We start from the raw sequence: 20740 nt of genomic DNA on the forward strand, positions 1-20740 counted from the left end.
CGCCTCGGTTTCCGCGTCGTCGGTCGCCCGTGCCAGGATCGACGTTCGTGATCACGATCGAACGCGTGTCCTGGGACGACCCCCGCAGCGTGGTGCTCCGCGCCCGCATGGACGACGAGATGCACGAGCGCTACGGGTCGGCGAACGCCGGCGAGGACCCGGCGGTCACCGCCGAGCGCAGCCGAGCGCTGAGCGTCGATCCGTCGACGGTCGTCACGTCGATCCTGGCCGTCGACGAGTCCGGCGAACCGGTCGGGCACATCGCCGTCCGACGCCTGGGGGACGAGGTCGAGCTGAAGCGCCTCATCGTGCTGGCGTCCGCGCGCGGCAAGGGTGCGGCCACCGCACTGCTCGACGAGTGCGAGCGCGTCGGTCGCGAACTCGGCGCCCCGCGGCTCATCCTGCAGACCGGTGACAAGCAGCCCGACGCCGTGGCGCTCTACCGCAAGACCGGCTGGGACCAGATCGACGTCTACGAGCCCTACGCCGCGACGATGCCGTGGTCGTTCTGCTTCGAGAAGACCCTGTAACTCGACCCGGTCCACATTGCACTTTCACCACGAGAGTGCAATTCTTGCTCGGTGAGCACCACCGAACGCACCCGAGCGCTCCGCCGACGCATGATCGGCGAGGCGCGTCGGGCGACGGTCGAGCACGGGCTGCACGGCTTCACGATCGAGCAGCTCTGCGAGACCGTCGGGGTGTCGCGCCGCACGTTCTTCAACCACTTCGGGTCGAAGGACGACGCCGTGCTCGGCATCGAGCTCAACGCCGACGTCGAGGCGATCGACGCCTACGCCGCGGGCGGCATCGTCCCCACGGGACTCGACCCCCTCGACTCGATCGTGGCGCTGGCCATCGACCAGTTCCACCGGGTCGGCATCGCCCGCGCCGACGAAGCCCTGGTCCGCCGGGTGTTCGAGCGGGAGCCGGCGCTCGTCGCACGGTTCCTGTCGGCGACCGACGTGCAGCTCGCCCGGGTCACCGTGGCGCTCGGACGGCGGTTCGGGTGGGACGACCCCGCCGACCGCCGACCGCGTCTGGTCACCGAGACCGCGGCGGCGCTCCTCAAGGTCACCGCGACCGAGTACTTCGACGACGCGTTCGACGAGGCCACGGGGCCGACGTTCGACGCGCTGCTCACCGAGAACCTCCGCCTGCTCAGGGCGGTCACCACGACCGAACGGGAACACACCACATGAGCGCCACCGCGCCGGGCACCACCAAGCGTGCCCGCCCAGGCTCCGACGGACCGCTGCTCCTGACGCAGCGTCGCATCTGGATCATCTTCTCCGCCCTGATCGCGGGGATGCTGCTCTCCAGCCTCGACCAGACCATCGTCTCCACCGCGATGCCGACCATCGTCGGGGAACTCGGCGGCGTCGCGCACCAGGCCTGGCTGACGACCGGGTACCTGCTGGCCTCGACCATCGTGATGCCCGTCTACGGCAAGTTCGGCGACGTCCTCGGCCGTCGCAACCTGTTCCTCATCGCCATCGCGCTGTTCACCATCGCGTCGGCCGGGTGCGCGTTCGCCACGGACTTCACGCAGCTCGTGGCGTTCCGGGCCATGCAGGGACTCGGTGGCGGTGGCCTGATGATCCTGTCGCAGGCGATCATCGCGGACATCGTGCCGGCGTCGCAGCGCGGCAAGTACCTCGGTCCGCTCGGGGCGATCTTCGGTCTGTCCGCCATCGGCGGCCCGCTGCTCGGTGGCTTCTTCGTGGACCACCTCACCTGGAACTGGGCGTTCTACATCAACATCCCGGTCGGCATCGCGGCGTTCTTCGTGGCGTGGTTCGCGCTGACCCTGCCGAACAAGAAGGCGACGAAGCGCATCGACGTGCTCGGGGTGCTCTTCATGTCCGCGGCGACCACGTGCCTGGTGTTCTTCTCGGAGTTCGGCGGCAGCAAGGACCACGGCTGGGACGCCCCCGAGACCTGGGCCTGGTTCGCCGGTCTCGTCGTCTCGGCAGCACTCCTGGTGTTCGTCGAGTCCCGCGCGCAGGACCCGGTGCTGCCGCTGTCGTTCTTCCGCAACCGCACCTTCTTGCTGGCGACCGGCATCGGCCTGGTGCTCGGCATCGGCATGTTCGCGGCGATCGGGTTCGTCCCGACGTTCCTGCAGATGGCCTCGGGCACCTCGGCCGCGGTCTCCGGCCTGCTGATGCTGCCGATGATGGCCGGCCTGATCGGCACCTCGATCGCCTCGGGTGTCCTGATCACCAAGTCCGGCCGCTACCGGATGTTCCCGATCGTCGGCACGGTGCTGGTGGCCATCGCGATGCTCGCGATGACCCAGCTGGCGGCGGACACCCCGATCTGGCTCATCTGCGCCTACCTGTTCGTGTTCGGTGCGGGGCTCGGCCTGATCATGCAGGTGGTCGTCCTCGTCGCGCAGAACGCCGTTCCTGCCGAGCAGGTCGGGACCGCCACGTCGACGAACAACTACTTCCGCGAGGTCGGTGCCTCCCTCGGCACCGCCGTCTTCGGCGCGCTCTTCACCGCGCGGCTCACGACGTCGCTGACCGACGTGTTCCGCGGTGCCGGTGGCTCGGCGACCGATGCGGCGTCGTCGGCGGGCAGCATCGACCCGTCGACCGTCGCGGGGCTGCCGCCGGCGGTGCAGGACGGCGTCGTGAACGCCTACGCCGACTCGCTCGCACCGGTGTTCTGGTACCTGCTGCCGTTCATCGCGGTGGCGTTCCTGCTCGCGCTGTTCCTGCCGCAGATCACACTGTCCGACACGGCCGGCATGGTCGCCCGTGGCGAGGCCGTCGGCGGTGACGAGGCCGACGAGCTCGAGCGGGCCCAGCGCGCGGCCCGGACGGCGGGGTCGGAGTCCGTCTCGTCGGGTGGTGAGACGCCGGCGTCCCGCCGGGAAGCCTCGGACTGAGCGAGACGCCGCCGGATTCGGCGGCGTCCAGCGGATCGCGGGGCGCGTTGTGGAGACGACGGCGTGCTGACGGGAGGCGCGGTGCCAGCTGGCACCGCGCCTCCCTTCAGTCGTCCGGTCGCGCTCACTGCCGCAGCCGGCGTTTCGTGCCGGGCGACACCTCACGCGTTCCAGCGCGCGTGCGCTGCCGCTGAGCGCGTGAGGTCGCGGTCGCCCGGCGCTACGCGCCGGTGCTCGCGCGCGGCACGAGCCGTGTCGGCAGGGCCGCGGGCTCGGCGGCCGTGCCGTCGAGCGTCGCGAGGAGTCGCAGTGCCGCAGCCCGACCGAGGTCAGCGCCGGGCAGTGCCACGCTCGTCAACGCGGGCGCGGTGACCGACGACGACGGCAGGTCGTCGAAGCCCGCGACCGCGAGTGCGCCGGGGACGGCGATGCCGAGCGCGCCAGCGACCCGCAGGACCCCGTAGGCCAGGGTGTCCGCGGCCGCGACGACGGCGGTGACGTCGTCGTCCTGCCAGGCCTCGATGACGTGCTCGGTGGCCGAGGCCGCGGCCTCGACGGTCAGGTCGGCACGGGCGGTGACCTCGGAGACGGTGATGCCGGCGTCTGCGCAGGCCTGCTCGAACATGTCGCGGCGCACGCCGAACGTCGCCGCCCGTGAGGTGCCGTCGAGGTAGCCCACGTGCCTGTGCCCCTGGTCGTGCAGGTGTGCGACGAGCTCGTGCACGCCGGTGGAGAGGTCGTAGTTGACGGCCTCGGGGCCACCGGGGGCGTCGAGCAGCACCACGGGGACGCTCGCCGACATCGGCTCGTCGGCGGCGGGGGCGTCGACCAGGATGCCGGCGGGCCGGAGCCGTTCGAAGCGCCGGACGTCGGCCGCGACCGGCTGCGCGCCCCGTTCGGTGACGGAGAGCACGAGCTGGAACCGGTCGCCCAGGGTGTCGCGGACGCCACGGATGACCTCGGCGAAGAACGGGTTCGACAGGTCGGGGGCGATGAACACGACGAGGTCACCGCTGCCGCGCGCCAGGGAACTCGCGGCGTGGTCGACGACGTAGCCGAGGTCGTCCACGGCGTCGCGGACCCGCGCGGCGATGGGAGCCGAGACCCGCCCGCGGTCCTTGCCGTTCACGACGAGGGAGACCGTGGCGATGCTCGTGCCCGCACGCTCGGCCACCATCGCAGCGGTCACACGACGGCTCGGGGCGGCGGGGGAGGGCACCCGTCGATGCTAGCGAGCGCGGTGCTCGAACTTGACGTCAAGCGTTTGACGTGTTTCGATGTCAAACGCTTGACGCGCCGCGTCGCCAGCGTTCTGCCGGCCCGTGGATCCCCACCACGTCGAGCACTCACCTCGATTCCCCGAAGAAGTGGAGCGCCCAGCGTGCCCGATGCGACCCAGCCCGCCGCGAAGATCATCCTCGACTGCGACCCCGGCCACGACGACGCCGTGGCGCTCCTGCTCGCCCACGGCAGCCCGGCGATCGACCTGCTCGCCGTGACCACCGTCGTCGGCAACCAGACCCTGCCGAAGGTCACCCGCAACGCCCTGGCCGTCGCGCGGATCGCCGGCATCACCGGGGTGCCGTTCGCCGCCGGTGCCGCCCGCCCGCTGCTGCGTCAGATCGAGGTCGCCCCGGACATCCACGGCGAGAGCGGCCTGGACGGCCCGATGCTCCCCGAGCCGTCGTTCGACCTCGACGAGCGCCACGCCGTCGACCTGATCATCGACACCGTGATGGCGCACGAGCCCGGCACGGTCACTCTCGTGCCGACCGGCGGCCTGACGAACATCGCCCTCGCCGCCCGCAAGGAGCCCCGCATCGTCGAGCGCGTCAAGCAGGTCGTGCTCATGGGCGGCGGCGTGCACGTCGGCAACTGGAGCCCGGTCGCCGAGTTCAACATCGTCATCGACCCCGAGGCCGCGGCCATCGTGTTCGAGGCCGGCTGGGACGTCGTGATGGTCGGTCTCGACCTGACGCACCAGGCCCTGGCCACCCCCGAGGTCGCCGCGCGCATCGCCGGTGTCGGCACCGCCCCCGCCGCGTTCGTCGGTGAGCTGCTCGACTTCTTCGGGCAGACCTACAAGGACGCCCAGGGCTTCGACGCCCCGCCGGTGCACGACCCCTGCGCCGTCGCCTACGTGATCGACCCGACGATCGTCCGTGCCGTGAAGGTCCCGATCCACGTCGAGACCCAGGGCGCCCTGACCCTCGGGATGACCGTCGCCGACTTCCGCGCCCCGGCGCCCGAGGACTGCCGCACGAGCGCCGCGATGGACCTCGACCACGGCCGGTTCTGGGACCTGGTCGTCGACGCGCTCGAGCGCATCGGCGAGACGGCCGACACCGGCTGGACCCCTCGTGCCGCCGCCGACGCCGTCGAAGCCGGCATCACCACGACCCCGGAGCACTGAACCCCATGACCTCCACCTCGACGAAGAAGTCGATCGGCGCCCTCACCGCCGCGCTCCTCGCCGCGTGCATCGCGTTCCAGCTGAACGCGAGCATGCTCAGCCCCGCGCTCGTCACGATGGCGCGCGAGCTCCACACCGACGACGCCACCATCGGCCTGTCGCAGACCCTGTACTTCACGCTCGCGGCGCTGTTCTCGCTGTTCCTGCCGCGGCTCTCCGACATCGTCGGTCGCAAGCGCGTGCTGCTCGGCATGCTCGCCGTGATGCTCGTCGGCAGCATCGTCGCCGCGCTCGCGGTGAACGTGCCGATGCTGTTCGCCGGCCGGATCATCCAGGGCGTCACGGGTCCGGTCGTCCCCATCTGCCTGCTCGTCCTGCGCAACGAGATCAGCGACCCGAAGCGCTACGGCGCCGCGCTCGGGCTGCTGACCGCGGTGAACGGCGGCATCGCGGGCGTCGACGCCCTGGCTGGCGGGTGGATCGCGACGAACTTCGGGTTCCGCGGGATCTTCTGGGTCATCGCCGTCGTCACCGTCCTCGCCCTGTTCCTGGTCGCCGTCTGGGGCGTTGAGTCGAAGCCCTCCGCCGGCACCCGGATGGACTGGATCGGTGTCGTCCCACTGGTGGTGAGCGTCGGCGCGCTGCTGACGGCGTTCAACGAGGCCGGCAAGCTCGGTGCGGCGAACCCCGTGCTCGTGGTCGGTGGCGTCGTCGTCGCGCTCGTCGCCTTCGCGGTGTTCTGGGCCGTCGAGTCGCGGGTGCGGGAACCCCTGGTCGAGACCCGGTTCCTGAAACGCCGTGCGACCTGGGCGCTCCTGGCGACGACGTTCCTGACGATGACGGGCGTGTTCGCGGTCGTCAACGGCCTGGTCACGTCGCTCGCACAGAACGGCGACGCCGGCTTCGGCATGGAGCCCGACCTGGCCTCGCTCGTGTTCCTCACCCCGTACGCGCTGGTCGGCTGGATCGTCGGACCCTTCGCCGGGCGCCTCGCCCCGACCATCGGGTACCGCGCTGTCCTGCGCTTCGGCCTGATCGGCAGCATCGTCTCGACCGTGCTGATGGCGCTCGTCGGGGTGCACTCCCTGCCCGTGCTGGTCACCGCGACCGTGCTGATCGGCATCACCTACGCCGGCATCGCGAACATCATCCTGAACGGCCTGGGCATCGTGCTGTCGCCGGAGTCGAACCCCGGCTTCCTGCCCGGCCTGAACGCCGGTGCGTTCAACCTCGGCGCCGGCGTCAGCTTCGCCGTCCTGCCCGCGCTGCAGATCGCGCTCGGCGTCGGCGGTTCCGCGGGCACCGCCGGGTACTCCGGTGGCATGCTGCTCGGGGCCGCGATCACGACCGTCGCGCTCGCGATCTCGTTCCTCATCCCCCGTCCGGAAAGCGCCGAGACCACCCCCGTCGCCCCGCAGAAGGAGACCGTCCGTTGACCGAGAGCATCGTCGTCGTCGGGTCGCTCAACGCGGACCTGGTGGTCCGCACCGAGCGCTTCCCCCAGCCCGGTGAGACCCTGCAGGGCTCGGACCTCGCGATCCTGCCCGGCGGCAAGTCCGCCAACCAGGCGGTGGCTGCCGGGAGGCTCGGGGGCACGGTGCGCATGATCGGTGCGGTCGGCGACGACGGGAACGGTGCGCTGCTCCGCGACTCCGTCGCGGCTGCGGGTGTCGACACGACGCACGTCGCCGTCCGTCAGGGAACGGCGACCGGCACCGCCGTCATCACGGTCGACGCCGCAGGCGAGAACACCATCGTGATCTCCGCCGGGGCGAACGGCACGCTGACGCCGGAGGACGTGCCGACCGACGCCTTCGCCGACGCCACGGTGCTGGGGCTCTGCCTCGAGGTGTCGATCGACGTCGTCCTCGCCGCCGCCCGGGCTGCGCACGCCGCCGGGGTCACGGTGCTCACGAACCTGTCGCCCTTCGGCGCGGTGCCGGCCGAACTGCTCGAGCTGACCCACGTGCTGCTCGTGAACGAGCACGAGGCCGCCGCGCTCGGGGACCACGGCGTCGCGCGGTCGATCGTCACCCGTGGTGGTGCCGGCTGCGTCGTGCACGATCGCGGTGCCGATCCGGTGTCGATCGACGCCGTGCGGGTCGAGCCGGTGGACACCACGGGCTGCGGCGACGCCTTCATGGGTGCGGTGGCGCTGCGCCTGGCCACCGGGGACACCCTCGTCGACGCCGCCCGGTTCGCGGTGGGGGTCGGGGCGTACGCCGCGACCAAGCCGGGCGCGCAGGCCTCGTACCCGACCACCGCCGAGCTGGAGGCGTTCCTGCGGGCGTGACCCGCGCCTCCTGGCCGTGGGGTGACTGCGCGGCCCACTAGCGTTGGGTCCATGCGCGTGGGAGTCCTCGACATCGGGTCCAACACCGGCCACCTGCTCGTCGTGGACGCCCACGGCGGCGCTGCGCCGCTGCCGGCGTCCTCGTTCAAGCAGCCGCTGCGGCTGGCCGAGCACCTCGACGACTCGGGCGCGGTGACCCAGCAGGGGATCGACGCCCTGACCACCTTCGTCGCCGACGCGGTCCGCGTCGCCGAGGAGCGCGGCTGCGAGGACATGCTCGCGTTCGCCACCTCGGCGGTGCGCGACGCCGGCAACTCCGAGGCCGTGCTCGCCCACGTCGAGGCCTCCACCGGGGTCGAGCTGGCCGTCCTGTCCGGCTCGGACGAGGCCCGGCTGACGTTCCTGGCCGTGCGCCGCTGGTTCGGCTGGTCCGCCGGTCGCCTGGCGGTCTTCGACATCGGCGGGGGCTCGCTCGAGATCGCCGGCGGTGCCGACGAGGCACCGGACGTCGCGTGGTCGATGCCGATCGGTGCCGCCCGGCTGGCGCGCTCCTACTTCTCGGCCGGCACCCCGACCGAGGACGACGTCCGCCGCATCCGGCACGAGATCCGCGTGGAGATCGCCCGTGACGCCGGACGGTTGCTCCGCTCGGGGCGTCCGGACCGTGCCGTGGCGACCTCGAAGACCTTCCGGTCGATCGCCCGCATCTGCGGTGCCGCGCCGTCCGCTGCCGGGCCCCTCGCGCCCCGTGCCCTCGACGGCGCGGTGCTGCGGCAGCGCCTGCCGGAGCTGCTCACGATGTCGGTCGACGAGCTCGCGGCGCTGCCCGGCGTCTCACCGAGCCGCGCACACCAGGTGGTGCCCGGCGCGCTCGTCGCCGAGGCGTGCCTGGACATCTTCGACCTGCCGGCCCTCGAGATCTGCCCGTGGGCACTGCGCGAGGGCGTCATCCTCGAGCGGCTCGATCAGCTGTCGGTGCTCGGGACCCCGTAGCGACCCGTCGATCTAGCCGCGCGGCTGCCGGACCGGCTGCTGCCGTTGCTGTTGCGGTTGCTTCGGCGGTGCGAGCAGCCACGGACGGATCAGCTTCGTCACGAACGGCAGCACCCAGAACGTCATGATCGGCGTGAGCACGACGGTCGTGATGAGCACCCGGGGCAGGATCGCGACGTGCGCGAACGCGGGGACGAGCCAGGCCATCAGGTACGTGAAGGCGAGGTTCACCGGGAAGAAGCCGAGCCAGATGCTCACGGACTGCTTCCACCGCGGGGGAGCGCTCGAGGCCGGAGCGTCCTGCGGGACGTCGAACCACCCCTCGATGCCGGTGCGCTTCTCGACGCGGGACTCCACCACCAGGTCACGGCCCAGGTCGAGCCACCGCAGCCGGTCGTCGGAGTTCTCCCACGTCGCCAGGGAGTCGTGGTCGGCGAACCGGTAGAGCATGTGCCACTCGCGCGACTGCGCCCGGGAACGCACCCACCCGGAGCCGAGGAAGCCCGGGTAGCGGTTCGCCAGGTTCACCCCGGACTGCACCCAGCGGGTGGCCTCGGGGATGCGGTCGGGTTCGACCAGGCGGGTGACGGAGACGGTGACGGGTGGGCCATCGGTCGCGGGTGGCGACGACAAGGCCCCAGGCTCTTCTGGAGTCATGTGCCCAGTGTCGCGGACCCGTGTTTCCGGCTCGTGACACGTGCCTCGCGCGCCGGCTGAACGGATCCGCGTCGTCCTTCGACCACCGTCCCAGGTGGGTGCAAGACGATCATCTGGCGAACGCACCACCGAGAGGACCCCGATGCCCCACCCCGAGCCCACCACCACCCTCATCGCCACCGTCGACGGGCCCGACGGCGGCACGTACGAGGTGCGGCGGCTGACGCTCCCGGTGGGTGCGTCGACCGGCTGGCACCAGCACGACGCACGCCAGACGGGTCTCGTGGTGCGCGGTGCGCTGACGCACGTCACCGAAGAGGCCACTCGGGTCGTCGGGCCGGGGCAGGCCCTGGTCGAGGAGCCGCGCATCGTGCACGACGGCCGCAGCACCGGCACGGAGGACGCCGAGCTGCTCTACGTCGCCCACCTGCCGGCAGGTGCAGCGGCGTCGACCCCGGGCGAGGCGCCAGCCAACGAGGGGCCGGCCCGCAGCGCGCTCGTGACGGTCCCGCTGGGGCGGCCGCAGTTCGTCCACGCCCTGCGCTACACCGCGATGTACGCGCCGAAGCCCTTCGCCGAGGCCCTGCTCGTCTACCGGGACAACGGCACGTACACGATCCTGTCCCCGGGTGAGGACCACCACGGCTGCTACGTCTCGGCGACCGATCCCGCCGAGGGGATGCGGCACGTCGCGTTCATGTCGTGGCCGTCCGCGGACTGGGGCCGGAACATCGCATCGCACACCCTGACCTTCGAGGCGGCGAGCGGCGCGTTCACCCAGGAGCTCCGGCTGCCGGGTGACCCGGTCCCGCGGGCGCAGTACGGGTACGCGGTGCCCGTCGAGGACCCGGAGTCGATCGACACCGGCGCCGGGTGGGCAGCGCTCCGCCAGCAGTACGCCGAGGTGTTCACCACGCTCGAGCGCCTGGCGGGCGGCGGGTCGACCGCGGCCTGAGCCGTCAGCTCGCCTGCTTCTTGGCGGCGGGCTTCTTGGCCGGGGCCTTATTCGCCGGTGTCTTCTTCGGCGCCGACTTCGCGGTGGCCTTCTCCGTCGTGCTCTCCGCGGCCTTCTTGGCGGGCGCCTTCTTCGCCGGCGACTTCCTGCCGGAGCTGGACGTGCCGGAGCCGGACGTGCCCGAGCCGGAACCGGACGACGACCGTGACGTCGACGACGAACGCGACCCCGAGCCTCCTGTCCGCTTCTTGTCGACGGACGCACGCAGGGCGGCCATCAGGTCGAGCACGTCACCGCCCTCGTCGTCGTCCTCGTCGTCTTGCTGCTCGCCGAAGGTCTTCTCGGTGTCGATGTCGTCGCCCGCCTCGAGCTTGGCGTCGATCAGCTGCTGCAGTTCCTCCTGGTAGGAGTCGGTGTAGCGGTCGGGGTCGAAGTCGGTGGACATGCTCTCGACGAGCGAGGACGACATCTTCAGCTCGTTGGCGCTGACCTTGACCGACGTGTCGAGCGCCGTGAAGTCGGCCGCGCGGACCTCGTCGCCCCAGAGCAACCCCTGCAGCAGGATGACGTCGTCATGCACCCGGAGGACCCCGAGCCGCGTCTTCTGGCGCAGGGTGAACTGCACGATCGCCAGGCGATCGGTCTTCGCCAGGGTCTCGCGCAGCAACACGTACGCCTTCGGGGAACGTGAGTCGGGCTCCAGGTAGTAGGTCTTCTCGAACATCATCGGGTCGACCTGCTCGACGGGCACGAACTCGAGCACCTCGACCTCGTGCGACTGCTCCTCGGGGAGCTGCTTGAAGTCGTCCGCGGTGAGCACCACGGTCTTGTCACCGTCGTCGTAGGCGCGCTGGATGTCGGCGTACTCGACCTCGTGGCCGAACTCGCACACCCGCTTGTACCGGATGCGGCCCTTGTCGTCGTCGTGGACCTGGTGCAGGGACACGTCGTGCGTCTCGGTGGCCGCGTAGACCTTGATGGGCACGTTGACGAGCCCGAACGCGATGGAGCCCTTCCAGATCGACCTCATGCGCACATGATGCCCGCCCGCATGCGTGCGTGCCCGGAGCCGACGGTTCCTCCACAGGTCCGCCGTCCGGGGGATCGTTCCACGGATGTCCGGTTCGCTGGACCGCCGCGAGGCCGGCGCGAGCACGATGGGCCCATGAGCCAGCTCGACAAGCAGGACCCGCGCGACCAGTTCCCCCGTCCGCCGTTCCCCGCGCAGACCCAGCAGGGGTCCGGGCTGGCGAGTGCGATGGACCCCGCCCCCGACCACGGCGAGACGAGCTACCTGGGCACCGGGCGGATGCGCGGGTACCGGGTGCTCGTCACGGGCGCGGACTCCGGCATCGGGCGCGCCGCGGCGATCGCGATGGCGAAGGAGGGCGCCGACGTCGCCCTGAACGCCCTGCCCGAGGAGCGCGAGGACCTCGAACAGGTCCGCGACGTCATCGGTGACCTCGGGCGCAAGGCCGTGCTGTTGCCCGGCGACCTGACGGACGAGGCATTCTGCGACGTCCTGGTGCAGGACGCCGTCAGCGAGCTCGGTGGCCTGGACGCGCTCGTGCTGGTCGCCGGCCACCAGCAGGTGCACCAGGACGTCACCGAGCAGAGCACCGAGGACTTCGACCGGACGATGAAGGTCAACCTGTACTCGCTGTTCTGGCTCGTCCGCGCTGCCGTCCCGCACATGGCGCCGGGCAGCTCGATCGTCACGACCAGTTCGGTGTCGGCGTACCAGCCGCAGGACCGCATGATCGACTACGCCGCGACGAAGGCCGCGATCATCACGTACACGAACGGGCTCGCGCGGCAGCTCGCCAGCAAGGGCATCCGTGCCAACACGGTGGTGCCCGGGCCGGTGTGGACGCCCCTGCAGCCGATCAGCTACCCGGGCGACGAGATCGCGGCGTACGGCCAGGACACCCCGTTCGGTCGTCCCGCCCAGCCCGTCGAGCTCGGCAGCGCCTACGTCTACCTGGCCGGGCCCGAGTCGTCGTACACGTCCGGCACGACCCTGACGGTGGCGGGAGCGACCGGGGTGGCGCTGTGAGTCCCGCCTCGCGCAAGACCGTCGTCCTGGTCGGCGACCGTCGGCTCGCGCTCACGAACACCGACAAGGTGCTCTACCCCGAGACCGGCACCACGAAGGGTCGGGTGATCGAGTACTACGAGCGGGTCGCGCCGTGGATGATCCCGCACGTCAAGGACCGCCCCGTGACCCGGAAGCGCTGGGCCAACGGCGTCGACGGCAAGGTCTTCTTCGAGAAGAACCTGCCCGACTCGGCCCCCGACTGGGTGCGGCACCACACCATCCACCACTCGGAGCACGACAACGAGTACCCGATCGTCGACGACCTGCCGACCCTGGTGTGGATGGCGCAGCAGGCCGCGCTCGAACTGCACGTCCCGCAGTGGCGGTTCGGTCCCCGCGGTGCGCAGCAGCACCCGGACCGGCTCGTGCTCGACCTGGACCCCGGTGACGGCGTCGGGCTGCCCGAGTGCGTCGAGGTCGCCGTGGCCGCGCGCGAGATCCTGCACGGCATGGGACTCGACCCGTACCCGGTGACGTCCGGCTCCAAGGGCATCCACCTGTACGCGGCCCTCGACGGCAAGGCGACGACGGCGCAGGTCTCCGACGTCGCCCACGAGCTGGCCAAGGCCCTCGAGACGGACCTGCCGGACCTGGTGCTGTCGTCGATGAGCCGTGCCGAGCGGACGGGCAAGGTCTTCGTCGACTGGTCGCAGAACAACGGCAACAAGACGACCATCGCCCCGTACTCGCTGCGCGGCCGCGAACGGCCGACGGTCGCGGCACCACGCACCTGGAAGGAACTCGAGGAACGCGGGCTCGCGCAGCTCACGTTGGACGAGGTCCTCGAACGCCTGGAGGCCCGTGGGGACTTCCTGCACCCGGTCGCCTCCGCCTCGCTGGCCGTCGGGCGCGACGACCACGGTCACTGGGACAGCGACCGCACCGAGCGGGCGAACGACGCCGAGCAGCCCGCCCGCGACCGGCTCGCCGCCTACCGGGCCAAGCGGGACGCCTCGAAGACGCCGGAACCCGTGCCGGAAGGTGCCCCGACGGTGCGGAAGGACGGCACACCGACCTTCGTCGTCCAGGAGCACCACGCCACCCGTGACCACTACGACTTCCGGCTCGAGCACGACGGCGTGCTGGTGAGCTGGGCACTGCCGAAGGGCGAACCGACCGATCCCGGCAAGAACCACCTGGCCGTGCAGACCGAGGACCACCCGCTCGAGTACGGCTCGTTCGAGGGCACGATCCCGAAGGACGAGTACGGCGGCGGCACGGTCACGATCTGGGACGACGGCACCTACGAGCTCGAGAAGTGGCGCGAGGGGCAGGAGGTCATCGTCACCCTGCACGGTCGGACCGGCGGCGCTCGCCGCCTCGCGCTGCTGCACACCCGCGGCCGGGGCGGGGGCGACGAGAAGAACTGGCTCATCCACCGCACGAAGGAACAACCCGAACGGCTGGCGGACGGCGGCAGCGGTGCCGGGCCGGCGGTGGCGCGCACCGCACCCGGCGGGTCCGACGGGCGGCGACGGATCACCCGGGCGGCGGACGCCGAGACCCCGCCGTCGGAGCGCCGGACGATGCAGGCGACCCTGGACAAGGGCGAGACCCGGCTGGACCCGGCGGACTGGGCGTTCGAGATGAAGTGGGACGGGGTGCGGGCGCTCGCAACCGTCCGCGACGGATCGGTCACCGTGCGCAGCCGCAACGACAACGACCTGACGGCGCAGTACCCGGAACTGCAGGAACTGGGGGAGCGGGCCGGGGTGGACGGGGTCTTCGACGGTGAGATCGTGGCCGTCGACGACCGCGGCCGACCGTCGTTCCAGCTGCTCCAGAACCGGATGGGGCTGACGAAGGCGCGTGAGGTCCGGAGCGCGCAGGAGACCACCCCGGTCCGGTTCCTGCTCTTCGACGTGCTCGAGGCGGACGGGCACGAGCTGACTCGGCTCGGGTACGACGCCCGGCGCCAGGCGCTCGAGACCGTCGTGCAACCGGGTGGTGCGATCGACGTGCCGCCGGCGGTGCAGGGTGAACTCGACGCGGTGCTGGCCGCCTCGCGCGAGCAGGGCCTCGAGGGCGTCGTCGCGAAGAAGCGGTCGTCGAAGTACGCCGAGGGCCGTCGGTCCGAAGCCTGGCTGAAGCGCAAGCACCACGCCACCCAGGAAGTCGTCGTCGGCGGCTGGAAGCCGGGCAGCGGTCGGCGTGCCGGCGGGATCGGATCGCTGTTGCTCGGGGTACCCGGCCCGGACGGACTGGAGTACATCGGCAAGGTCGGCACCGGGTTCCGCGACCGCGACCTCGACGAGATCGGCGATGTCCTCGCACCACTGGCACGGAAGACCTCACCGTTCGTCGACGTCCCACGGCCCGACGCGCGGGACGCCCACTGGGTCACGCCGGAGCGCGTCGGCGAGGTCGAGTTCGCCGAGTGGACGGGTGACGGGCGGCTCCGGCAACCGTCGTGGCGGGGATGGCGGGTCGACAAGGACCCGGACGACGTCGTGCGGGAGTCCTGACGCGCTGGCCGGCCGCGGCCGGCGCATGCATCCGCATGGGTCCGCCCCTGGCGAAATTCCGTCCCCCGTGCGACGCTCGGGCGGGGGACGATTCCGGCAACGACGCCGGGGTCCGGCCACGGACTGTTACGTTCGCCGAGACGAAGGGGGCTCAGGGGATGAACTCGAGCAAGTACCTGCCGCCGTTCACGGCCGCAGAACGCGTCGCGATCACCGGGGACGACCTGTCGCAGCGGATCGTCGAACCGCGCAGCAGCACCACGGAGACCGAGGTCCGGTACGCGGACTTCCTCGCCGACGAGGACGACGACTGACGAGAACGGTGGCCTGACCCGCGCGGCGGCCCGGCGGCTCCGTGGTGGCGGAACGGGTCGGCGGACCCGACGGCCCGCACGCTGGATCAGGGAGCGCACGGACCGCCGCCGGGGCACGCGGCCAGCCGGTTCAGGGAGACCGGCCGCACGGCCCCGCACCGGGCGCGCAGCAGCGCAACCGATGGGTCCACTGGTGGGACGCACCGAGTGAGCGGATCGTCACACGCGAAGACGAACGAATCGCCGGGCGACCTGGATGGTCGCCCGGCGATTCCGTCGGTGTGGGGAGTGCTTTCGGGACAGTACCGGGTCAGTACCGGGTCACGCCGCGGGGGCGGGTCCGTCGGCGGGCTCCGCGTGGTCGGCCACGGGGGCATCCTCGTCGATGAGCGCGTCCTCGTCCGGCTCCACGACCTCGGCCGCGGCGGCCTTGGCCTCGTCGATGGACTCCTGAGAACGGCGGAGCAGGTCGTCGTCGTGTGCTGCCTGATCGGTCATGCCCAGCAACCTACGCGGGCGTCCCTGTGTCGGCGTCCCGACGTCGCGCACCGTTCGTCGGGTCGTGGCGGCCGGTCTGCGGCGGCTCGAAGTCGACGGCGGACGTCGGTGCGGGCGTCGAGGGCATCGCCGGGGCAGCCGGGGCACCGAAGGCGTCAGCGGCGTCGAGCACCGCACGGGTGGCGGCGACGGCGGTGCGGAGCGCGTCACGGACGGGCATCGCACGGTGCGCCGGGGTCCGGACCTCGACGCCCCACGGCTCGTCGAACCCGAGTTCACGCACCGTCCGGACGAGGCCGGGCAGGTCCCACGCCCCGGCACCGGGCAGGTACCGCGCGGTCCGGGACTCCTCGGCCAGGGTCATCCCGCTCGGGGTGTGCAGCAGTCCGTCGCTCAGCTCGACGGCTGCGAGGACCCCCGGTGCGACGCCCTGCCGGATCGACGCGAGGGTCGAACCGCCGCGGAGCGCGTGCATGGCGTCGAGGAGCAGCCCGCCGTTCGGGTGCCCGGCAGCGGCGACGAAGCGTGCGGCCCGTTCGATCGTGGGCAGGTTGGACCACGGCTCCGGCTCGAGCACGATCTGCGCCCCGACGGCCTCGGCCTGGTCGGCGAGCGCGACCCAGTCGTCGGCCATCGTCGCAGGGGAGGCTCCGGGCAACGAAGTGTCGGCACGGACCACCACCTGCCAGGCGCTCAGGGTCGCGGCGGCCTCGAGCACCACCCCGCGATCGGCGTCTTCGTCCTGGGTGCGGCTCGCGCAGGTCCACCACCGGTCGAGCGGTCCGAGCTGGACCCAGACGATGCCGGCCCCGTCGAGCATGCGGCGGAGTTCGGCGAAGCCCGTCGTGGCACGGACCTCGTGCAGGTCGTCGAGGGACAGTGACAGGCCGGCGAACCCGGCGGACCCCACCGCGTGCACGCGGTCGCGGACGCTCTCGTCGCCCGCCCACGTCCAGGACGTGGCGAGCAGGTCGTGTTCCAGCACGGTCGTACCTCCGGCAGTCCCGGGGTGTCCGCGTCGCCCCGTCGCGATGCGCCGCCCCGTGTCCGCCGCGGGCCCCACCCGCGACGATGCCCAAGGATTACCCGTGCTGCCTGCGAAGGCTCCCAGCCCGTCGACACATCGGCGACACGTGGCTCAGACGATCCGGGTCCGGACCTCGCCGACACCGGCGATCGTGCCGATGAGCACCGAGCCGCGTTCGAGCACGCCGACGCCGTCGGGGGTGCCGGTCATCAGCAGGTCGCCGGGCGCGAGCGACACCGACCGCGAGACCGCCGCGATCGTCTCGGCGACCGACCAGATCTGGTCGGCCAGGTCGCCCGCCTGCCGGAGTTCCCCGTCCACCGTCAGCTCGATCGCGCCGCTGGTCGGATCGACCGCGTCCGCCGGGGTGATCGCGCCGATCGGTGCCGAGGCATCGAAGCCCTTCGCGGTGTCCCACGGGCGCCCGAGTCGCTTCGCCTCGGCCTGCAGGTCACGGCGGGTCAGGTCGATGCCGACGGCGTAGCCCCACACGTGGGCGAGGGCACCGGCGACGGCGATGTCCGCGCCGCCGGTGCCGATCGCGACGACGAGCTCGACCTCGTGCTCCAGTTGCTGGGTCAGGGGCGGGTACGGGGTGTCGGCGTCGTCGACCACGACGGCGTCGGCCGGCTTGGTGAAGAAGAACGGCGGCTCGCGGTCCGGGTCGTGGCCCATCTCGCGGGCGTGCGCCGCGTAGTTCCGGCCGACGCAGAACACACGGCGGACGGGGAACCGCGCGCCCGTCGTCGTGGGCACGGTCGGGAGGCTCGGGGCCGGGATGACGAGTTCGGTCACGGTCCCAGCGTGGCAGGCTCGCATGGCGTCGGTTCAGCCCTCACCGAAGGACGCCTCGTCCTTGAGCTTCCGCGCTCGTGCGCGCTCCTGCCGTTCGCGCCATTCGATCCGCGCCTGACGGAGCTCTTCCTCGGCGCCCTTCGCCCGCATCATGGGCCCGTAGTGCGGGTCTGCCAGCAGTGCGGGCGTCGTCAGTTCACGTCCGTCGAGCCAGCGCTTGAAGTCCTTGTCACTCAGCTTCGAGATCATCGTTCGCTCCTTCGATCGTCGCTGCGGTCAGGTCGTCGAGCGCCCGGCCGACCCAGCGGTCGTCCGCGGTCGTCCAACTGCGGCTCACCAGCGCAGCTGCCATCACACCGGCGGCCGCGCGCGTTCCTTCGTCGTCCGAGGTCGCCCGGTCGGCGACCCACGACCAACGCTGCCACCACAGGTCGCGGTGCACCGAGAACTCTGCATTTCGCCGTCCTGCGCGCCCGTCGAGCACCGAGGCGACGAGCGCACCCAGCGCGACGGACGCGCTCGTGACCGACACGAGCGCACTGATCCAGCCGATGTCCATGCCGGAACCCTGACAGCACGGAACCGGCCACGCGGCGGGCGTGACCGGTCCTGTGGAGGAGTGCGTCAGTTGCCGGGCGCGGCCGCCTCGGTCTCGCCCGCACCCGGGTCGCCGCCGGTCCCACCGCTGGCGGGTTCGTCCTGCGGCCATCCCGCGAACTCCCAGCCCGCGAGCGACGGGTGGTCCTCGCCCTTCGTGTACGCGAACGTCCGTGCAGCGTCACGCGCCTCGGACAGCTTCGTGAGCAGGTCGGCGTGCGCCTCGGCGTCCACCCGTGTCAGGGCGTCGTGGGCCAGGGCGAAGCGGTCCATCTCGTTGCGCATGAGCATGTCGAACGGCGAGGTCGTCGTGCCCTGCTCGAGGAACCCGTGCACGTGCAGGTCGTCGTGCCCGTTCCGGCGGTACGTCAGCTGGTGCACGAGCGTCGGGTACCCGTGGAACGCGAAGACCGTGGGCGTGCCGGGCAGGAAGAGCGCGTCGTACTGCTCGTCCGGGATCGGGTGCTCGTGCTTGCGCGGGTCGCCGAGCGCCAGCAGGTCGACGACGTTGAGGACGCGGACACCGACCCCGGGTGCGTGCTTCCGGATGATGTCCGTGGCGGCGACCGCCTCGACGGTGGGGACGTCACCGGCGCACGCGAGGACGACGTCGACCCTGCCGACGGCCTGCTCGGTGCCGGCGAAGTCCCAGACCCCGAGTCCTGCGTCGGCGTGCGCGACGGCGTCCTCGAGGGACAGGAAGACCGGCTCCGGGTGCTTGCCCGCGACGATCACCTCGATGCGGTCCGTGGTCTCCATGGCGTGGGCGGCGACGGCGAGCAGGGTGTTGGCGTCGGCCGGCAGCTTGATCCGCACGAGGTCCTGCTGCTTCGACGCGACGACGTCCAGGAACCCGGGGTCCTGGTGGGAGAAGCCGTTGTGGTCCTGCCGCCAGACGTGCGACGACAGCAGGAGCGACAGGTTCGACACCGGTGCCCGCCAGTCGATGTCGGTCGAGGACTCCAACCACTTGGCGTACTGCCCGACCATCGAGTCGATGATGTGGGCGAACGCCTCGTAGGTGTTGAGCATCCCGTGCCGACCGGACAGCACGTACCCTTCGAGCATGCCCTCGAGCAGGTGCTCGGACAGGACCTCGGTGACCCTGCCGCGGGGGGAGAGGTGCTCGTCGCCCGGCGCACGCTGGGCACGCCAGACGCGGGTGGTGACGTCGAACACGGCGTCGAGCTTGTTCGAGATGGTCTCGTCCGGACCGAACAGCCGGAAGGTCGAGGCGTTCTTCTCGATCAGGGCGGCGAGCCAGGGGCCGAGCGTGCCCGTGGCGGACGCTTCGGTGCCGACCTCGACCGCGTACGGCTCGAGGGGTGGGCGGTCGAGCGCGGTCCGCACCCGGCCGCCGTTGCCGTGCGGGGTGGCGCTCATCCGCTCGTCGCCGGTCGGGCGGATCGACGTCATGATGCCGACCGGGTGGCCGTCCTGGTCGAAGAGCTCCTCCGGGCGGTACGAGCGCATCCACTCCTCGAGCTGGGCGCGGTGACCGTCGTCCTCGCGCACGGCCGGCAGTGGCACCTGGTGTGCACGGAAGGTCCCCTCGACCTGTTCACCGTCGACCACCTTCGGGCCGGTCCAGCCCTTCGGGGTGCGCAGCACGATCATCGGCCACCGCGGACGCAGGGCCGCGGCGCCGGCGGGCTGGCCGGCGGCGGCACGAGCGGCCTGGGCACGTGCGGCGGCCTGGATGTCGTCGATGCCGGCGAGGGCGCGTCGCAGGGCGCCGTCGAACAGGGCGTGGACCGCGTACGGGTCGTCGTCGACGCGGCGGGAGTCGACCACGATCGGGTCGTACCCGAGCCCGCGGAAGTACGCGGTGAGGTCCTCGTCGGGGATGCGTGCCAGGACCGTCGGGTTCGCGATCTTCCAGCCGTTGAGGTTGAGGATCGGCAGGACTGCTCCGTCGGAGACCGGGTCGAGGAACGTGTGCGCCTGCCACGACCCGGCGAGCGGACCGGTCTCGGCCTCACCGTCGCCGACCACGCACGCGACGACGAGGTCGGGGTTGTCGAGCGCCGCACCGTACGCGTGGGAGAGCGAGTAGCCGAGCTCGCCGCCCTCGTTGATGGACCCGGGGGTCTCCGGGGCGGCGTGCGAGGGGATGCCGCCGGGGAACGAGAACTGTCGGAAGAACCGCTGCAGGTCGACATCCTGGTACAGCTCGTTCCACGTGCCGTCCAGCCAGGCGTTCGCGTTCATCGCCGGGCCGCCGTGTCCCGGGCCGCAGATGTACAGGAACTCGCGACCGGTCTCCGCGATCAGCGCGTTGCAGTGCGCGTAGACGAGGTTCAGGGCGGGCGAGGTCCCCCAGTGCCCGAGCAGCCGCGGCTTGACGTCGTCGGGTTCGATCGGCCGGGTGAGCAGCGGGTTGTCCAGCAGGTAGATCTGCCCGACCGTCAGGTAGTTGGCGGCGCGCCACCAGGCGTCGACCGCCCGGAGCCGGTCGGTGGTGGAGATGTGTGCTGGAGCCATGGGTACACGGTACGAAACACCGGGTTGCTGCACCTCAGGAAACTCGTCCAAACCGTTCGGGCAGCGGCGCCGAATGACTTGCACAGGGCAAAAGCCCAGGGCGCTCTCCGGTCGCAGTTGGCCGGTACTCAGCGCGTGCACAGTGCACGTTCGGCCACCGGCCGGAGCGCCTCCAGAGCAAAGGACTGATCACGATGCGCAAGAGCCTCAAGACCTCCATCACCCTCGCCACCACCGGCGCCCTCGTGCTGGGCG

Annotated in this window: 20 protein-coding genes; 11 read left to right on the plus strand and 9 right to left on the minus strand. The window is 71.6% G+C overall.

Going from position 1 to position 20740, the window contains the following annotated elements; translation table 11 throughout:
• The first annotated feature begins 47 nt into the window (after positions 1 to 47).
• Genes QRN30_RS16585 through QRN30_RS16595 form a run of 3 tightly spaced genes read left to right on the plus strand, consistent with a single transcriptional unit; the run spans position 48 to position 2896 of the window.
• A complete protein-coding gene (locus QRN30_RS16585) occupies positions 48 to 530 on the plus strand; it encodes a GNAT family N-acetyltransferase (protein WP_231564055.1) in 483 nt (160 codons plus the stop codon).
• A 51-nt stretch (positions 531 to 581) separates the two neighbouring features.
• Positions 582 to 1202 carry a TetR/AcrR family transcriptional regulator gene (locus QRN30_RS16590; RefSeq protein ID WP_259551525.1) on the plus strand — a complete coding sequence of 207 codons (621 nt, stop codon included), beginning with the start codon at positions 582 to 584 and terminating at the stop codon, positions 1200 to 1202.
• Positions 1199 to 2896, plus strand: coding sequence for an MDR family MFS transporter (locus QRN30_RS16595; RefSeq protein WP_259551527.1), 1698 nt, complete (start codon positions 1199 to 1201; stop codon positions 2894 to 2896). Before QRN30_RS16590 ends, QRN30_RS16595 begins: the two co-directional genes overlap by 4 nt.
• 220 nt (positions 2897 to 3116) lie before the next feature.
• Here the strand turns inward: QRN30_RS16595 and QRN30_RS16600 are convergent, their stop codons facing one another.
• Positions 3117 to 4115 (minus strand): LacI family DNA-binding transcriptional regulator, encoded by a 999-nt coding sequence (locus tag QRN30_RS16600; RefSeq protein WP_259551529.1) that lies wholly within the window; start codon positions 4113 to 4115, stop codon positions 3117 to 3119.
• Positions 4116 to 4277: 162 nt separating this feature from the next.
• Here QRN30_RS16600 and uriH point away from each other — a divergent pair, with 162 nt between their 5' ends.
• The 4 genes from uriH to QRN30_RS16620 are packed head-to-tail and all read left to right on the plus strand — an operon-like array spanning position 4278 to position 8595.
• Entirely contained in the window at positions 4278 to 5309 is a 1032-nt protein-coding gene (gene uriH / locus QRN30_RS16605) for a uridine-preferring nucleoside hydrolase UriH (RefSeq protein WP_284761480.1), read from the plus strand.
• A 5-nt stretch (positions 5310 to 5314) separates the two neighbouring features.
• Positions 5315 to 6745 carry a uridine transporter UriT gene (gene uriT, locus QRN30_RS16610; RefSeq protein WP_214585121.1) on the plus strand — a complete coding sequence of 477 codons (1431 nt, stop codon included), beginning with the start codon at positions 5315 to 5317 and terminating at the stop codon, positions 6743 to 6745.
• On the plus strand, positions 6742 to 7602 hold the full coding sequence (locus QRN30_RS16615) for a ribokinase (protein ID WP_214585120.1): 861 nt from the start codon (positions 6742 to 6744) through the stop codon (positions 7600 to 7602). The genes uriT and QRN30_RS16615 overlap by 4 nt, the downstream gene beginning before the upstream one ends.
• A 51-nt stretch (positions 7603 to 7653) precedes the next feature.
• A complete protein-coding gene (locus tag QRN30_RS16620; RefSeq protein ID WP_214585119.1) occupies positions 7654 to 8595 on the plus strand; it encodes a Ppx/GppA family phosphatase in 942 nt (313 codons plus the stop codon).
• Between the two features lie 12 nt (positions 8596 to 8607).
• On the opposite strand, the gene QRN30_RS16625 is transcribed toward QRN30_RS16620, so the two are convergent.
• Positions 8608 to 9252, minus strand: a complete 645-nt coding sequence (locus QRN30_RS16625; RefSeq protein WP_071251780.1) for an antibiotic biosynthesis monooxygenase — start codon at positions 9250 to 9252, stop codon at positions 8608 to 8610.
• Positions 9253 to 9394: 142 nt separating this feature from the next.
• Here QRN30_RS16625 and QRN30_RS16630 point away from each other — a divergent pair, with 142 nt between their 5' ends.
• Entirely contained in the window at positions 9395 to 10207 is an 813-nt protein-coding gene (locus QRN30_RS16630; protein ID WP_017887501.1) for a cupin domain-containing protein, read from the plus strand.
• A gap of 4 nt (positions 10208 to 10211) precedes the next feature.
• Here QRN30_RS16630 and ku read toward each other — a convergent pair whose 3' ends face one another.
• Positions 10212 to 11237: a non-homologous end joining protein Ku gene (gene ku / locus QRN30_RS16635; protein WP_284761484.1), complete on the minus strand. Its 1026-nt coding sequence runs from the start codon at positions 11235 to 11237 to the stop codon at positions 10212 to 10214.
• A 135-nt stretch (positions 11238 to 11372) separates the two neighbouring features.
• On the opposite strand from ku, the gene QRN30_RS16640 reads away from it, so the two are divergent.
• From QRN30_RS16640 to QRN30_RS16650, 3 genes are all read left to right on the plus strand, one after another.
• Positions 11373 to 12263 (plus strand): SDR family oxidoreductase, encoded by an 891-nt coding sequence (locus QRN30_RS16640; protein WP_017887499.1) that lies wholly within the window; start codon positions 11373 to 11375, stop codon positions 12261 to 12263.
• Positions 12260 to 14770, plus strand: coding sequence for an ATP-dependent DNA ligase (locus QRN30_RS16645; protein ID WP_071251783.1), 2511 nt, complete (start codon positions 12260 to 12262; stop codon positions 14768 to 14770). Before QRN30_RS16640 ends, QRN30_RS16645 begins: the two co-directional genes overlap by 4 nt.
• A 158-nt stretch (positions 14771 to 14928) precedes the next feature.
• On the plus strand, positions 14929 to 15084 hold the full coding sequence (locus QRN30_RS16650) for a hypothetical protein (RefSeq protein ID WP_017887497.1): 156 nt from the start codon (positions 14929 to 14931) through the stop codon (positions 15082 to 15084).
• Positions 15085 to 15405: 321 nt separating this feature from the next.
• Here QRN30_RS16650 and QRN30_RS16655 read toward each other — a convergent pair whose 3' ends face one another.
• The 6 genes from QRN30_RS16655 to QRN30_RS16680 all read right to left on the minus strand — a co-directional run bounded on the left by QRN30_RS16655 (position 15406) and on the right by QRN30_RS16680 (position 20485).
• Positions 15406 to 15582, minus strand: a complete 177-nt coding sequence (locus QRN30_RS16655) for a hypothetical protein (protein ID WP_017887496.1) — start codon at positions 15580 to 15582, stop codon at positions 15406 to 15408.
• A gap of 10 nt (positions 15583 to 15592) precedes the next feature.
• Entirely contained in the window at positions 15593 to 16567 is a 975-nt protein-coding gene (locus tag QRN30_RS16660; RefSeq protein ID WP_017887495.1) for a sugar phosphate isomerase/epimerase family protein, read from the minus strand.
• A gap of 153 nt (positions 16568 to 16720) precedes the next feature.
• On the minus strand, positions 16721 to 17404 hold the full coding sequence (locus tag QRN30_RS16665; protein WP_017887494.1) for a fumarylacetoacetate hydrolase family protein: 684 nt from the start codon (positions 17402 to 17404) through the stop codon (positions 16721 to 16723).
• A gap of 33 nt (positions 17405 to 17437) precedes the next feature.
• Positions 17438 to 17653 (minus strand): hypothetical protein, encoded by a 216-nt coding sequence (locus QRN30_RS16670; RefSeq protein ID WP_017887493.1) that lies wholly within the window; start codon positions 17651 to 17653, stop codon positions 17438 to 17440.
• Positions 17634 to 17963, minus strand: a complete 330-nt coding sequence (locus QRN30_RS16675; RefSeq protein WP_017887492.1) for a hypothetical protein — start codon at positions 17961 to 17963, stop codon at positions 17634 to 17636. The genes QRN30_RS16670 and QRN30_RS16675 overlap by 20 nt, the downstream gene beginning before the upstream one ends.
• 65 nt (positions 17964 to 18028) lie before the next feature.
• Entirely contained in the window at positions 18029 to 20485 is a 2457-nt protein-coding gene (locus QRN30_RS16680) for a phosphoketolase family protein (RefSeq protein ID WP_284761486.1), read from the minus strand.
• Positions 20486 to 20740 lie beyond the last annotated feature (255 nt).

This window comes from Curtobacterium sp. MEB011, from assembly GCF_030209655.1.
Classification (GTDB): Bacteria; Actinomycetota; Actinomycetes; order Actinomycetales; family Microbacteriaceae; genus Curtobacterium; species Curtobacterium poinsettiae.

Coding starts and splice junctions, on each gene's coding strand:
- ku (WP_284761484.1), bottom strand. CDS start 11,237: ATGAGGTCGATCTGGAAGGGCTCCATCGCGTTCGGGCTCGTCAACGTG.
- QRN30_RS16655 (WP_017887496.1), bottom strand. CDS start 15,582: ATGACCGATCAGGCAGCACACGACGACGACCTGCTCCGCCGTTCTCAG.
- QRN30_RS16675 (WP_017887492.1), bottom strand. CDS start 17,963: ATGGACATCGGCTGGATCAGTGCGCTCGTGTCGGTCACGAGCGCGTCC.
- QRN30_RS16630 (WP_017887501.1), top strand. CDS start 9,395: ATGCCCCACCCCGAGCCCACCACCACCCTCATCGCCACCGTCGACGGG.
- QRN30_RS16620 (WP_214585119.1), top strand. CDS start 7,654: ATGCGCGTGGGAGTCCTCGACATCGGGTCCAACACCGGCCACCTGCTC.
- QRN30_RS16680 (WP_284761486.1), bottom strand. CDS start 20,485: ATGGCTCCAGCACACATCTCCACCACCGACCGGCTCCGGGCGGTCGAC.
- QRN30_RS16650 (WP_017887497.1), top strand. CDS start 14,929: ATGAACTCGAGCAAGTACCTGCCGCCGTTCACGGCCGCAGAACGCGTC.
- QRN30_RS16670 (WP_017887493.1), bottom strand. CDS start 17,653: ATGATCTCGAAGCTGAGTGACAAGGACTTCAAGCGCTGGCTCGACGGA.
- QRN30_RS16640 (WP_017887499.1), top strand. CDS start 11,373: ATGAGCCAGCTCGACAAGCAGGACCCGCGCGACCAGTTCCCCCGTCCG.
- uriT (WP_214585121.1), top strand. CDS start 5,315: ATGACCTCCACCTCGACGAAGAAGTCGATCGGCGCCCTCACCGCCGCG.
- QRN30_RS16595 (WP_259551527.1), top strand. CDS start 1,199: ATGAGCGCCACCGCGCCGGGCACCACCAAGCGTGCCCGCCCAGGCTCC.
- QRN30_RS16625 (WP_071251780.1), bottom strand. CDS start 9,252: ATGACTCCAGAAGAGCCTGGGGCCTTGTCGTCGCCACCCGCGACCGAT.